The sequence below is a fragment of the Bradyrhizobium sp. CSA112 genome (genome assembly GCF_029051645.1).
Taxonomy (GTDB): Bacteria; Pseudomonadota; Alphaproteobacteria; order Rhizobiales; family Xanthobacteraceae; genus Bradyrhizobium.
In genome coordinates, this window is record NZ_JAACFS010000008.1 from 199,280 (window position 1) to 212,100 (window position 12,821).

General features: G+C 64.0%; 13 protein-coding genes and 1 pseudogene. 8 read left to right on the forward strand and 6 right to left on the reverse strand.

Translation table 11 applies throughout. The annotated features are described in order from the left end of the window. Positions 1-795 (reverse strand): IclR family transcriptional regulator, encoded by a 795-nt coding sequence (locus GWE18_RS17675; RefSeq protein ID WP_275186967.1) that lies wholly within the window; start codon positions 793-795, stop codon positions 1-3. A gap of 170 nt (positions 796-965) precedes the next feature. Here GWE18_RS17675 and GWE18_RS17680 point away from each other — a divergent pair, with 170 nt between their 5' ends. From GWE18_RS17680 to GWE18_RS17705, 6 genes and pseudogenes are all read left to right on the forward strand, one after another. Further along, positions 966-1,943 (forward strand): tripartite tricarboxylate transporter substrate binding protein, encoded by a 978-nt coding sequence (locus GWE18_RS17680; RefSeq protein WP_275186968.1) that lies wholly within the window; start codon positions 966-968, stop codon positions 1,941-1,943. Positions 1,944-1,953: 10 nt separating this feature from the next. Further along, positions 1,954-2,571 (forward strand): flavin reductase family protein, encoded by a 618-nt coding sequence (locus GWE18_RS17685; RefSeq protein WP_275186969.1) that lies wholly within the window; start codon positions 1,954-1,956, stop codon positions 2,569-2,571. A 56-nt stretch (positions 2,572-2,627) separates the two neighbouring features. Next, the gene (locus tag GWE18_RS17690; protein ID WP_275186970.1) at positions 2,628-3,488 is read left to right on the forward strand and encodes a fumarylacetoacetate hydrolase family protein; all 861 of its coding nucleotides are present in this window, start codon (positions 2,628-2,630) and stop codon (positions 3,486-3,488) included. 4 nt (positions 3,489-3,492) lie between these two features. Continuing rightward, positions 3,493-4,262: pseudogene (hpaH, locus tag GWE18_RS17695) on the forward strand (2-oxo-hept-4-ene-1,7-dioate hydratase). 29 nt (positions 4,263-4,291) lie between these two features. After that, the gene (locus GWE18_RS17700; RefSeq protein WP_275186971.1) at positions 4,292-4,675 is read left to right on the forward strand and encodes a RidA family protein; all 384 of its coding nucleotides are present in this window, start codon (positions 4,292-4,294) and stop codon (positions 4,673-4,675) included. Between the two features lie 18 nt (positions 4,676-4,693). Continuing rightward, a complete protein-coding gene (locus GWE18_RS17705) occupies positions 4,694-5,569 on the forward strand; it encodes an amidohydrolase family protein (protein WP_275186972.1) in 876 nt (291 codons plus the stop codon). 74 nt (positions 5,570-5,643) lie between these two features. On the opposite strand, the gene GWE18_RS17710 is transcribed toward GWE18_RS17705, so the two are convergent. Together GWE18_RS17710 and GWE18_RS17715 are read right to left on the reverse strand one after the other, a co-directional pair. Next, positions 5,644-6,453, reverse strand: a complete 810-nt coding sequence (locus tag GWE18_RS17710; RefSeq protein WP_275186973.1) for a class I SAM-dependent methyltransferase — start codon at positions 6,451-6,453, stop codon at positions 5,644-5,646. A gap of 61 nt (positions 6,454-6,514) precedes the next feature. Next, a complete protein-coding gene (locus GWE18_RS17715; RefSeq protein WP_275186974.1) occupies positions 6,515-7,456 on the reverse strand; it encodes an AEC family transporter in 942 nt (313 codons plus the stop codon). Positions 7,457-7,542: 86 nt separating this feature from the next. Between GWE18_RS17715 and aat the strand changes: the two genes are divergently transcribed. Next, on the forward strand, positions 7,543-8,223 hold the full coding sequence (gene aat, locus GWE18_RS17720; protein WP_275186975.1) for a leucyl/phenylalanyl-tRNA--protein transferase: 681 nt from the start codon (positions 7,543-7,545) through the stop codon (positions 8,221-8,223). Positions 8,224-8,274: 51 nt separating this feature from the next. Here the strand turns inward: aat and GWE18_RS17725 are convergent, their stop codons facing one another. Both GWE18_RS17725 and GWE18_RS17730 read right to left on the reverse strand, forming a co-directional pair. Then, positions 8,275-9,309: an aldo/keto reductase gene (locus GWE18_RS17725; protein ID WP_275186976.1), complete on the reverse strand. Its 1,035-nt coding sequence runs from the start codon at positions 9,307-9,309 to the stop codon at positions 8,275-8,277. Between the two features lie 31 nt (positions 9,310-9,340). Further along, the gene (locus tag GWE18_RS17730; protein WP_275186977.1) at positions 9,341-10,522 is read right to left on the reverse strand and encodes an MFS transporter; all 1,182 of its coding nucleotides are present in this window, start codon (positions 10,520-10,522) and stop codon (positions 9,341-9,343) included. Positions 10,523-10,625: 103 nt separating this feature from the next. On the opposite strand from GWE18_RS17730, the gene GWE18_RS17735 reads away from it, so the two are divergent. Then, positions 10,626-11,582, forward strand: a complete 957-nt coding sequence (locus GWE18_RS17735) for a LysR family transcriptional regulator (RefSeq protein WP_275186979.1) — start codon at positions 10,626-10,628, stop codon at positions 11,580-11,582. A gap of 43 nt (positions 11,583-11,625) precedes the next feature. Here GWE18_RS17735 and GWE18_RS17740 read toward each other — a convergent pair whose 3' ends face one another. After that, positions 11,626-12,612, reverse strand: a complete 987-nt coding sequence (locus tag GWE18_RS17740) for a DUF2155 domain-containing protein (RefSeq protein WP_275186980.1) — start codon at positions 12,610-12,612, stop codon at positions 11,626-11,628. Positions 12,613-12,821: the final 209 nt, after the last annotated feature.

Consider the following 12,821-nt stretch of genomic DNA (forward strand, 5'->3'; position numbering starts at 1 on the left):
CTAATCCCGCGGCGTCGCCGCTTCGATCGCGCGCGCAGCCGCGACGAGAACGTCGGCCACCTCGATCGCGCGACGTGGACTCAACCTGTTTCGCATGGCGGAGAGCGTGATCGCGGCGGCGGGCTGGCCGTCCGGAGTCCGTATCCATGCTGAAAGCGACTTCGTTCCCTGCACGAGGCCGACATCACGCAGATTGTAGCCTCGGCGCCGCGCGAGCTGGATCTGTCCAAGGACCGTTGGCGTATCGGTCCGGTAGGCCTTAAATCTCGCTTCGTTAGCCAGGACAATTTTGCGCGCCTCGGGCGCTGACATGGCGGCCAGTATCGCCACCCCCGCGCTGCTGACACCCAGCGGCCGCCGCGCACCAACCTCGATCGACAATACCTGGATTGGATAGCCGCCGATGCGGCGCGCCACACACAGCGTATCGAGCCCGGTGCGCACCGTGAGAAAGATGGTATCGCCGAGTTGCGCCGACGCCGCCGCGAGGTGGGGCTCGGCTGCAATCAGCAGCGGCGAACGCGATGGACGCGCCAGCGCCAGTTCAGGCACCTGGTGGCCGATGATGTAATTGCCCGTTCTGTCGCTGCGCTCGACGATGCCCTCCTCGATCAGGACATGCACGATGCGATGTACCGTGGGGCGTGTGAGGGACGTCGCCTGCACGACTTCAGCTAGCGGTACGCCTGTCTCGCGGCCGACTGCCAGGGCCCGCAACACAGCCAATGCCCGGCGGATCGCTTGCCCACCCTGCAGCGGCCCTCGCCTGCGCGCCTTTAACCGACCGTTTGTCATACGCGTTGTCCGATGTCCACAATGTGGACAAAAACACCACAATTTTGTCGACAGCGGAAGGGGCGCGCGCAAAATCCGCGGTGCGGAACAATATAGGCGCATGCCGCTGGGACGGGGCTCGCGCAAAAACAAAAGGTAGCGGCAGATTTGCCGCTTTTCGGGAGAAGACGATGAAATTTTTCGCGATCGCAGGCGTCGCAATATCGGTACTGTCAGCAGCAGTATTGAGCACTCCGGCCGAGGCCCAGCAATGGCCAGCGCGGCAGGTACGCCTGATCGTCCCCTATCCGGCAGGCGGCAATGTCGACAGCGCCGCGCGTGTCGTTGCCGACAGGCTGCAGGCGAAATTGGGCCAACCGTTCATCGTGGAAAACAAAGCTGGCGCCGGCGGCCTGATTGCCGGCGAGGCGTTCGCGAAAATGCCTCCCGACGGCTACGCGCTGTTTGTCGGCGCCAACGGCCCGGTCCTGTTTGCACCCGAGATCGCCAAGCGCGAGGCCTATAGCTGGAAGCGGGATTTCGTCCCGATCACGTCGATCACGATGACGCCGCTGGTGCTCGAAGTGCATCCGTCGGTGCCGGCCAAGAATCTGAAGGAATTCCTCGAACTCCCCCGCCGCGATCCCGGCAAGCTGACGATGGCCTCACCCGGCCAAGGCACCACCAACCATCTGCTCAGCGAGCTGATGCAATCGACGCTGGGCCTGCAATGGCTGACCGTACACTACCGCGGCAATGCGCCTGCTCTCAACGACCTGATCGGCGGACAGGTGCAATTTGCCCTAGACCAGATCTCGGTCGGTTTGCCGTCCATCAAGAGCGGCATGCTGCGCGCGCTCGCAGTCACCGGCAGCCGCCGCGCCTCCTGGCTTCCCGACGTCCCGACCTTCACTGAACTCGGCTACAAGGAATTTGACGGCCAGACCTTCACCGGCCTGTTCGCGCCCGCGCGCACGCCGGCCGAGATCGTGACCAAGCTGCACGAAACGCTGGCGGAGATCCTGAAAGATCCCGCCATCATCGAGAAGTTCAACGCGCTCGGCGCCGAGGCTGTATCGATGACGCCGGCGGAGTTCACGAGCTACCTCGAACGCGAGGACGCCAAGTGGATTCCGGTCGTCCGCAAGGCGAACATCAAGGCTGACTGAAAGCCATCAGATGCGGATTGATCCTGCATATCTCGACCCAGAAACGGCCTACCGGCTGCTCACCGGCGTCGTGGTGCCGCGCCCGATCGCCTGGGTGACCAGCCTGTCGAGCAGCGGCGTGCTCAACCTCGCCCCGTTCTCTGCCTTTACCTTCGTTTCGCCGAAGCCGCCGATGCTGGCCATCAGCGTCGGCCGCAAGGCCGGAATCTACAAGGACACCGCGCAAAATATCCTCAACAACGAGGAGTATGTCGTTCACATCGCAAACTCGAGCCTGATGACAGCGGTGCACGAGAGTTCTACCGAGCATCCGCCCGATGTCAGCGAGGTCGAGGAATTGCGGCTTGCGACGCTGCCCGGGGAACGCATCAAGGTGCCCCGTCTCGCCACAGCGCCGATCGCCATGGAATGCCGCTTTCGGCAGTGCCTCGAATTCGGCGAAACCCGCAGCCGGCTGATCGTCGGCGAGGTGCTGGTCTTCCATATCAGGGATGGGCTGCTGCAGAACGGCAAGATCGAAACCGAGGCGCTCGACCCGATCGCCCGCATCGCCGGTCCGCGTTACGCGAAGCTCGGCGAGATCGTCACCCTGAAGCCTGTATTCCAGACGTCGAAAACTAAATCCTGAAGCGTCGAAAGGCGCGGTCGCCGCGTGAACACGGCGCTGATCCGGAGATCCACCGCATGCATCTTCTGAGTTTTCTCGCAGACGGTGAGCCGCGCTTCGGCGCGGCCGTTGCCGGTGGCGTGGTCGATCTCACCCAACGGCTCGGACCGAAATGCCCTGACCTTCGAACCCTGATCGCCAAGGACGGTCTGGAAGTCGCACGTCAAATGGTGGCTGGCCTCAAGCCGAGCCATGCACTCGACGATGTCGTGTTGTTGCCGCCGATTCCGAACCCGGAAAAGCTCTGGTGCATCGGGGTCAACTACAAAGATCGCAACGCCGAGTACAAGGACAATTCGGACCTGCCGAAATATCCGAGCCTGTTCGTCCGCAACCCCTCCTCGGTCGTCGGCTCCAACCAGCCGATCGAGAAGCCGAAGATCTCCGAACAGCTCGATTACGAGGGCGAGCTTGTGATCGTGATCGGCAAGGAAGGAAGACACATCCCGCGCGAGCGCGCCTTTGAGCACATCTTCGGCATGACGCTGTGCAACGAAGGCAGCGTTCGCGACTGGCTGCACCACGGCAAGTTCAATGTCACCCAGGGCAAGAATTTCGATCGCTCGGGCAGCATCGGGCCATGGATCGTCACGTCGGACGAATGCGATCCGCGCGGACCGCACGACATCGTCACCCGCGTCAATGGTGAAGAGCGCCAGAGCGATTCCACCGAGCGGCTGATGTTCCCGTTCGATTTCCTGATCGCCTACCTCTCCACCTTTGCCACCCTGAAACCCGGCGACATGATCGCGACCGGCACCCCGACCGGGGCCGGCGCCCGCTTCACGCCGCCGCGCTGGCTCAAGGTCGGCGACGTCGTCGAAGTGGAATCCAAAGCCATCGGCATCCTTCGTAACACCGTGGCGGAGGAGCAATAGGCCGATGCTCGATCAACAGACCATCGAACGGCTGGCGCAGCGCCTGGATGAGGCCGAACGCAGCAAGTCGCTGATACCCGCATTCACGCGCGAACACCCCGATCTCACGATCGAGGACGCCTACGCGATTCAGCGCGCCTGGACGAAACTGCAACTCTCCCGCGGCCGCGTCGTCAAGGGACACAAGATCGGCCTGACATCGAAGGCGATGCAGAATGCCGTCGGCATTGCCGAGCCGGATTACGGCGTGCTGTTCGCGGACATGTTCTACCCAGACGCATCCGCGATCCCGTTCGACCGCTTCCGCGCGCCGCGTATCGAGGTCGAACTGGCCTTTGTGCTGAAGACGCCGCTGAAAGGCCCTGAGTGCACGCTGTTCGACGTGCTCAACGCTACTGACTACGTCACGCCGGCGCTCCCGAGACGAAGGCGCCGCGCAAGGTGATGGACACGATCTCCGACAATGCCGCCAATGCGGCGCTGGTCGTCGGCGGCCGGCCCATTCGCCCGCTCGACGCCGACCTGCGCTGGATCGGCGCGCTGCTGTTTCGCAACGGCCAGATCGAGGAGACCGGCATCGCCGCCGGGGTTCTCAACCATCCCGCCAACGGCGTGGCCTGGCTCGCCGACCGCCTGGCCGCCCAGGGCGAGTATCTTGAAGCCGGTGAAGTGGTGCTGGCCGGATCGTTTACGCGCCCGGTCGAGATCGCCAGGGGCGACACCTTTCATGCCGATTACGGCCGGTTCGGATCGGTGTCCTGCCAGTTCGTCTGAGCAAGAAGCATCGCGGAGGAGGAGTAGAGATGACAAGGCGCAGGAGCATTCATATCGGCGAGTTCAAGCACGCCAATCCCATTCCGAACGCTTGCCGCATCGGCAATCTCCTGATGTCCGGCGTCATTCTCGGCCGCGACCCCACAACCGGCGCGATGCCGGAACGTATCGAGGACCAGTGCGCCAACATGTTCGCGCACATGAAGGCCATCGTGGAGGCCGGCGGCGGGACAACCGACGACATCATCAAGATGACGGTGTGGCTGCAGGACCGCACCCAGCGCGCGCCGGTGAATACCGAGTGGCTGAAAATGTTTCCCGACGAGCACTCACGCCCCGCCCGTCACGCGCTGCAGATGAACATGGACGGCGGCGCGCTCGTGCAATGCGATTTCACCGCCGTGATCGGCTGATCAAACAAGGAACCCGAGATGGCGACTTATCTCCCCTTCGATCCGAACCCGCGCCGCCCCTCAAAACTGCCGCCGCCCAAGAGTGTCGACAGCCAGTTTCACGTGCTGGGCCCGCTGGAAAAATATCCGGTGCGGCCGGGTGCCGCCTACCAGATGCCGACCGCGACCTGGGAGGCCGCGCTGCGCGTCCACAAGGCGCTCGGCATCGAGCGCGGCATCATCGTGCAGACCACGACCTATGGCGCCGATCATTCCGTGGTGCTCGATGGCCTCGCCGCGATGGGACCGAACTATCGCGGCTGTGCCAACGCGCTGGTGTTTGCCGAAGCCGATGACGCCTATCTCGCCAAGCTGCACGATGCCGGTGTCCGCGGCGCCCGTTTCAGCTTCCGGCAGGAACTCGGCGCGGTGCTCTCGGACAAGGATTTTGCCCGCGCCATCGCGAAGATTCGCGAACTCGGCTGGTACGCAAAAATCCAGCCGGAGAAGGACGGCATCGTCTCCAGCGTCGCGAAGTACCAAAATCTTGACGTCCCCGTGCTGATCGATCACATGGCGCGGCCGGACCCGACACGCGGCAAGGATGACCCGAACCTGCAGAAGATGCTGGAGCTCCTGTCCAAGGGCAATTTCTGGGTGATGCTGTCGCTCGGCGAAAAGACCTCGAAAAAGGGCCCGCCCTGGGACGACGTCATCCCGATCGCGCGCGCCTATATCGACGCGGCGCCGGACCGTTGCGTCTGGGCCAGCGATTGGCCGCACCCCGTTTCGGTGGTGCAGCCGCCCAACGATGCCGACCTGCTCGAACTTCTCTACCGCTATGTGGCCGATGAAGCGGAGTTGCGGAAGATACTGGTGACCAATCCGGCAAAGCTGTTCGGCTTCGACGACTAGCCAGACTGCATCGAAGTTGATGTCCGGCCGCGGCTGCGCAGCCGCGAAATGACGCGATGCGGCCTCAGGCCGCCTCATGATCTACCGACAAGAAGCAAATGGTCCGTGGCGTGTCTGTACTGCGGTAATTTGCCTGTTAGAACGCCAAAATCGATGATCTTTTCGAAGATGCTGGGATTGTTGTTCGCAATAGCAGCGATTTCATTACGAGCGCCACTTGCAAACCCTTCCGCGCCAATTTCCTCCAGAATGACGAAACCAGCCTCTTGCATTTCCTTTCGGGCGTGGTCGGGATTGGACCAATGACATTCTGTGAAGCCCGAACAAGCGCGCGCTCCGACAAACTCAGCGCCGGTCAATAGAGCGGCCACGTTAAAACTGTCGGCAAACCATGCGGGAGCGTCCGTCAGCAACGTCCGCGCGATCCCCCAAGCGTTCAGATACGCTGCAATGACGATTCCATCTGGCTTTAGCAGCTGCCTTGCGGCCTGCAAGAACGCGATACGCTCTTCTCTCGCGGTGAGGTGGTAAAGAGGTCCAAGTGCCAAGATGCCGTCAAACTGCTGGCTGCGCAGTGCCGACAGGTCACGCGCATCTCCCACCAAGTATCGTTCGGCCTGCAAACCAAGCTCAGCCACTTTCGTCTCTGCCAAGGCGATATTTTCAGGTGACAAGTCAAAGAGGGTAGCGTGACAACCGCGCTTCAACAATTCGATCGTATAGCGACCCGGCCCACCCCCTATGTCGGCCACCTTCTCCTTTCGACCGGTTAAATACGCATCGATCAGTGCAAGGGTCGAGGCGAACTCAATTTGACATAGTGGGATATCCAAGCGGTCCCATTCTTTTTGGGCGTCCTTATAGAATTCCCGCACTAAACTCATCCTTCAATCTCCCAACTTTTCAGCCATCACACGCATGGCTTGGTGTCGACCCGTGAAACATTTAGCGCAGCGCGACCGTTACGAAGGCTACGACGACGGGCAACGTCACCGCCGCCAGAACCGTCCCGAGCGCCACGGCGCCCGAGACGGCTTCGGTCAGCCGTCCGTACTGGGCCGAGAAGAGGTAGGCATTGGCACCGGTCGGCATCGCGGCAAAGAGGACAACCACAGCCGCGGAAATCGGCTGCAGCGCCAGGACGTAGAACGCAAGGATCGCGGCAATGGCCGGCATCGCCAGCAGCTTGAGCGCGCACATGACGGCCATCGCGACCGCCTGGCCCTTGATCCTGAATCCGAAGAGATTGATGCCGAGCGCGATCAGCGCCGTCGGCGAACCCGCCTGCGCCAGCAGTTCCAGCGTCTTGTCCGCAACGGGATGCAGCCCCAATCCGGTAAGGCGCCAAAGAAAGCCGAAGCCGAGCGCGAGCATGATCGGATTGCGCGCGATCTCCCGTACGGCCCGCAGGACCAGGAGCGGCGCTGTCTCGGAAGACTTCCGCTCAGCCCATGCCATCTGCAGCGTGCCGCAAAGCCAAAGCAGCGGCGTATTGACCGACAGGATCAATGCCATCGAGCCGGCCGCCTGACTTCCCAGAGCCGACAACGTCAAGGGAATGCCGAGCATCACGATGTTGCCGTAGATCGAGCCGATCGCGAGGACCACGCCGTCGGCCCGGGATTGCCGAAGAACGGATGACGCCAAAAGCGCGACCATCCAGGTCGCCGCCGTTGCCCCATAATAGGCGCCCCACACCGAGAAGGCATTGACGGCAGGAAATTCTGCGACGACCACGATCCGGAACAGGAGGGCGGGAATGGCAATGCTGAAGGCGAACTCGGAAATGCCCTTGTGCGCCGTCGGGGAGATGAAACGCAGAGCTACCGCCGCATAGCCGGCCGCGATCAACGCGAACACCGGAACGACGATCAACACTGCGCTCATGATGCACTCATTCACCTGCGATCGGGCCGCGCCGCCACTGTTACGGAACGTAGCATTCGCCCCGCGCATCCTGCTATCATGAGCCCATGACCTCGCGCGAGTCAGCCGCTTCCGAAATCACGCCCGACGTGCTGCTGCGGGCCTATGCCTGCGGCATCTTCCCAATGGCCGAGAGCGCCGGCGATCCAACGCTGTTCTGGGTCGAGCCGGAAATACGCGGGGTGATCCCGCTCGACGGCTTCCGCATCGCCTCGCGGCTCGCCCGCACCGTGCGCTCAGACGTGTTCACCGTTACCGTCGATACCGCCTTCAAGGCGGTCATCGCGGGCTGCGCGGCGCCGCAGCCCGGCCGCGACGACACCTGGATCAACAAGCGCATCCGGGATCTCTATGTCGGGCTCCACGAGCTCGGGCACTGCCACAGCGTCGAGGTCTGGCAGGACGGCGACCTCGTCGGCGGCCTCTATGGCGTGAGCCTGGGGCGGGCTTTCTTCGGCGAGAGCATGTTTCATCGCGCCCGCGACGCCTCCAAAGTGGCGCTGGTGCATCTGGTGGCGCGGTTGATCGCAGGCGGATTCGAGTTGCTCGACACGCAATATGTCACCGAGCATCTGCGCAGCTTCGGCGCGGTCGAAATTCCACGGCGCCGGTATCGCGTATTGCTCGACAAGGCGATCGCGGGCGAGCCTGCGGATTTCCTGAACTTGGCCGCCGGCAAACCGGTCGGCGGCGCAGAAGCGCTCGCGATCATTGCCGAACGCAATTGATGCGTAGTCTTGCAAAACACCGAGGCGCTGCGGCGTCCGCTTCCGGTCGGCTCAAACCGGCGGCGGGTTCAATCGCGCAAAGCCTTCCTGGACGCGATAAGGATAATAGGGATAGCAGGGCATCACCGCGCTCGCCTTGTCGAGGAGCGCGATCTGCTCGGCGGTCAGCGACCAGCCAATGGTGCCGAGATTGTCGCGGAGCTGCGCTTCGTCACGCGCGCCGATGATCACGGACGCCACGCTTGGGCGGGTGAGCAGCCATGCGATGGCGACCTGCGGCACGGTGCGACCGGTCTCGGTCGCGACCGCATCCAGGACGTCGACAACGCGATAGAGCCGCTCCTCGTCGACAGGCGGACCGAACTGCGCCGTCTCGCGCAGGCGACTGCCCGTCGGCAGCGGCTGGCCGCGTCTTATCCTGCCGGTGAGACGTCCCCAACCCAGCGGGCTCCAGACCAGCGCACCAACGCCCTGATCGAGGCCGAGCGGCATTAGCTCCCATTCGTAGTCGCGGCCGACGAGCGAATAATAGACCTGGTGCGCCACATGGCGCGGCCAGCCGTGACGCTCGGCAATGGCGAGCGATTTCATCAACTGCCAGCCCGAGAAATTGGAGGCGCCGACATAGCGCACCTTGCCGCCACGGACGAGCCCATCAAGCGTTGACAGCACTTCCTCGATCGGCGTGAAGGCATCGAAGGCGTGGAGCTGCAGCAAGTCAATGTAGTCGGTCCCGAGCCGCCGCAAGGCGGCGTCCACCGCCAAAATGAGGCGATGCCGCGATGAGCCCGCGTCGAATGGACCGTCACCCATCGGCAGGCTCGTCTTGGTAGAGATCAACACCCTGTCGCGGCGACCTTTGATCGCAGCGCCGAGAATCGCTTCCGACGCGCCGTTCGAATAGACATCGGCGGTGTCGAACAGGTTCACGCCCGCTTCGAGGCAGATGTCGACCAGCCGCCTTGCTTCCTCGGCACCGCTCTGGCCCCACGCCGAGAACAGCGGCCCCTCTCCGCCAAACGTGCCGGTGCCGAAACTGATAACGGGGACCTTCAGGCCCGAGGCACCCAGGTTGCGATATTGCATCGACGTGCTCCCTTTCTTGATTGCTTTGCTTTCATTCCGCCGGGCACGCCGCAGCGGAAGATACCGGCCGGTCGAGACGCACGCTCCATAGCGCCAGCAGGAGCCCCGCCGCGGTGATCGCCGCCGCGACGAGTGGAAGCGCGGCCAGACCCGGGCCATGATCGATCGTTAGCCCGCCGGCCCAGGCGCCGAGCGCATTACCGAGATTGAAGGCCGCGATGTTGAGGCTGGATGCGAGCGTGCGCCCCTCCGTGCCGGCAGCTTCGAGCACGCGAAGCTGCAGCGGCGCCACAGTGGCGAAGGCGGCGGCGCCGAGCAGGAAGATAAGCGCCACCGCGAGGCCTTTGATCGACAGCACCGCCGCAAGCGCGACGAGCACAAGCGCAAGCGCCGCAAGCGTGCCGATCAGGGCGCGTCCGAGACCGCGGTCCGCGAGCCGCCCACCCGCAACATTGCCGATCGACAGGCCGACCCCGAACACGAGAAGAATCGGCGAGACCGCCGCTTCAGAGAAGCCGGTCAGTCGCGTCAGGATCGGCTGGACATAGGTAAAGACCACGAACAGGCCGGCAAAGCCGAACACGGTCATGGCGAGGCCGAGCAGGACTTGCGGACGGCCGACCAGCGCCAATTCCTCGCGCAGCGAAACGGCTTTCTCATTGCCACCCACATGATTGGGAACGAAAACGACAAGCACCGCGAACGCGACCACACCGATCGCGGTCACCGCCCAGAACGCGGCGCGCCATCCCAGCATCAAGCCGAACCACGCGCCGAAGGGAACGCCGAGCAGAGTAGCCACCGTCAGCCCAATGAACATGGTGGAAATCGCCGAAGCACGCTTGTCCTCGGCGACGAGGCTCGTAGCCACCACCGAACCGACGCCGAAGAACGTGCCATGGGCAAGAGACGTGAGGATCCGCGCCGCCATCAACAGCCCATAGTCCGGCGCCAGCGCGCAGGCGGCGTTGCCGAGGGTAAAAATCGCCATCAGAGCAAGCAGCACCGACTTGCGCGGCATCCGCCGCGTCGCCAGCGTCAGGATCGGCGCGCCGACGAACACCCCGAACGCATAGCCGGAGATCAGCAGACCCGTCGCGGAGACGGAGACCTGCATATCGGCGGCGACCTGCAGCAAGAGACCCATGATGAGGAATTCAGTGGTGCCGATGCCGAAGGCACCGGCGGTTAGCGCAAGAACAGCGGCAGGCATGCGTTACTCCGGATCAGGACAGGGTTGCTGCAACGCAAATAGCGGAAGGGCGGCTAAAGAATTAGAATGCCGGTAGTCCAATCATTTGTGACGTGAAATCAACATGACCCGGCTCGACATCAACCGTTCCGCCGAGATGGAGGTCTTCGTCCGCGTCGTCGACCTCGGCGGGTTCACCGCCGCGGCAAAAAGCTTTCGCATGACCCCATCCGGCGTGAGCAAGTTGGTGTCCCGCCTGGAAGCCCGGCTCGCCGCGCGGCTCGTGAACCGGACCACGCGCAAGCTCCAACTGACCGAGGAAGGCCAGGCCTTCTATCAGCGCTCGTTGCGCATCCTCGGTGAGATCAACGAGGCGGAGCGCGAGGCCGGCTCCGGTGCAGCGCCGCGCGGGCATCTGATGGTGAACAGCAACATCCCCTTCGGCATGCAGTACGTGATGCCGATGCTTCCGCGCTTCCTCGCCGAGCATCCCGATATCACGCTCGACATCGTCCTCACCGATACGGTCATCGACCTAATGCAGGAGCGCGCCGACGTGGCGATTCGCGTCGGGCCGCTCGGGGCTTCCCGCCTGGTCGCGCGCAAGCTCGGGACGAGCCGCATGGCGGTGGTGGCCGCGCCGACCTATCTTGCCCGTTTCGGCGAGCCGAAGACCCCGGCTGAACTCGCGGGGCATCGCGGCATCGGCTGGACTTTTCCGCGCAGCATTCGCGGTTGGCCGTTCCGTCGCGGCGAGCGGATCGAGGAGGTACTGCCGCCGCCGGCAGCACGCGCCAGCGACGGCGAAGCGGTCCGCCGGCTTGTGCTCGGCGGAGTCGGCTGCGCACGCCTGGCTCTATTCCACATCGGTCCGGACATCGAGGCCGGGCGCCTGGTTCCGGTGCTGCAGAACTACAATCCCGGGGATCGCGAAGACATCCATGCGATCTACGTCGGCCACGCCGGGCCGCTGCCGGCGCGCGTGCGCAGCTTCATCGATTTCCTCGCGACGCACATCCGCATCGGCGACCTGACCGTAAGGCGCACTGCCGACGGCAAGTGGCGGCTACACGGTGAATGAGTATTTGGGATGGACGATATGCCGACGTGGAGGCGCGGATGGCCTAATTCCCGAACAAACCGCCGAACAATCCACCCGGCCGCTGCTGCGGCGGGGGCGGCGGTGGAGGCGCCTGTTGCGGCTGCTGCTGGAATTGCGGCTGCGGCGGCGGTCCCGGCGGCCGTGGAGCTGCCTGCTTCGGCTGCGGCGGGCGCTTTGCGGCCGCCGGCGGGGCCGCCTTCGGCGAATCAGGCTGCGCGCTGACGATGGTTTGGTCAGGGCCTTTGCAGTCGGTCAGCCAGATGTCGTAAACCGGGTGCTCGACGCCGTGCAGACCGGGGCTCGCGGCATACATCCAGCCCGAGAATATCCGCTTCACCTCGCCCTGCAGCGTGATCTCGTCGACCTCGACGAAAGCATCGGTGTTGGCGGCCTCGGTGGACGGCCGTGTGTAGCAGGCACTGGTCTTCACGCGCAGCGCGCCGAACTGCACGGTCTCACCGATGTCCTCGTCGAAATTGATGATGCGGCCTGTGATCTTGTCGAGGCCGGAGAAGCTCGCCTTCTTGTTGGTGATCTTGGTGGCTGGCGGTTCGGACACGACCTCGTCGCCCGGCTGCAGTGTCGCCGGCGAACTTGGCACGCCCTTGGCCGGAGGCTGGCGCTGGCCCGGCGGTGCATTGGCAACGCCCGGCTGGCCCGGCTGCGGCGGCTGAACCGCGACGCCCGGCTGGGTGCCTTGGGGAGCGACGGTCGTTCCGGGAGGCGGCGGCAGCGGTTGCGACTGGAAGCTTCCCGGCGGCGGAGCGCCCTGCCCCGGCGGCGGCCGGTTCGGCGTCGGCAACAGGCGGCCACGCGGCAGTTCCGGCACCTCCTCGTCGTCCTCGGGGAATTGTTGTTGCTGCTGATTGCCGCGGGGAATGGCGCCCGGCGGCCGCAGCGGCGGATCGGAAAAGATATTGCCGATCTGCGCCTGCGCCGGCGGCACAAGCGAGGTCAAGGTGGCGGCAATCAAGGCCGCAAGACCGGTCAGGGCAATGGTTCGAAGCATCTCGCGGCTTTTACAGGCGAATCGGGCTCGCGACATTCTACAGACATATCCGCCGCTCGCGTCCCACCCGGTTAACACGGCGAATACGGCGGGGAAAGGGCCGGTTTGCCGCCTTCCTGCCGCGCTCGATCACGGCCGGAAGGGCGGAAACCTTTTTCGATGGTCGCGCCATGATCTCAATCATGGCCCAGGAGCGCGGAAACCGTTTT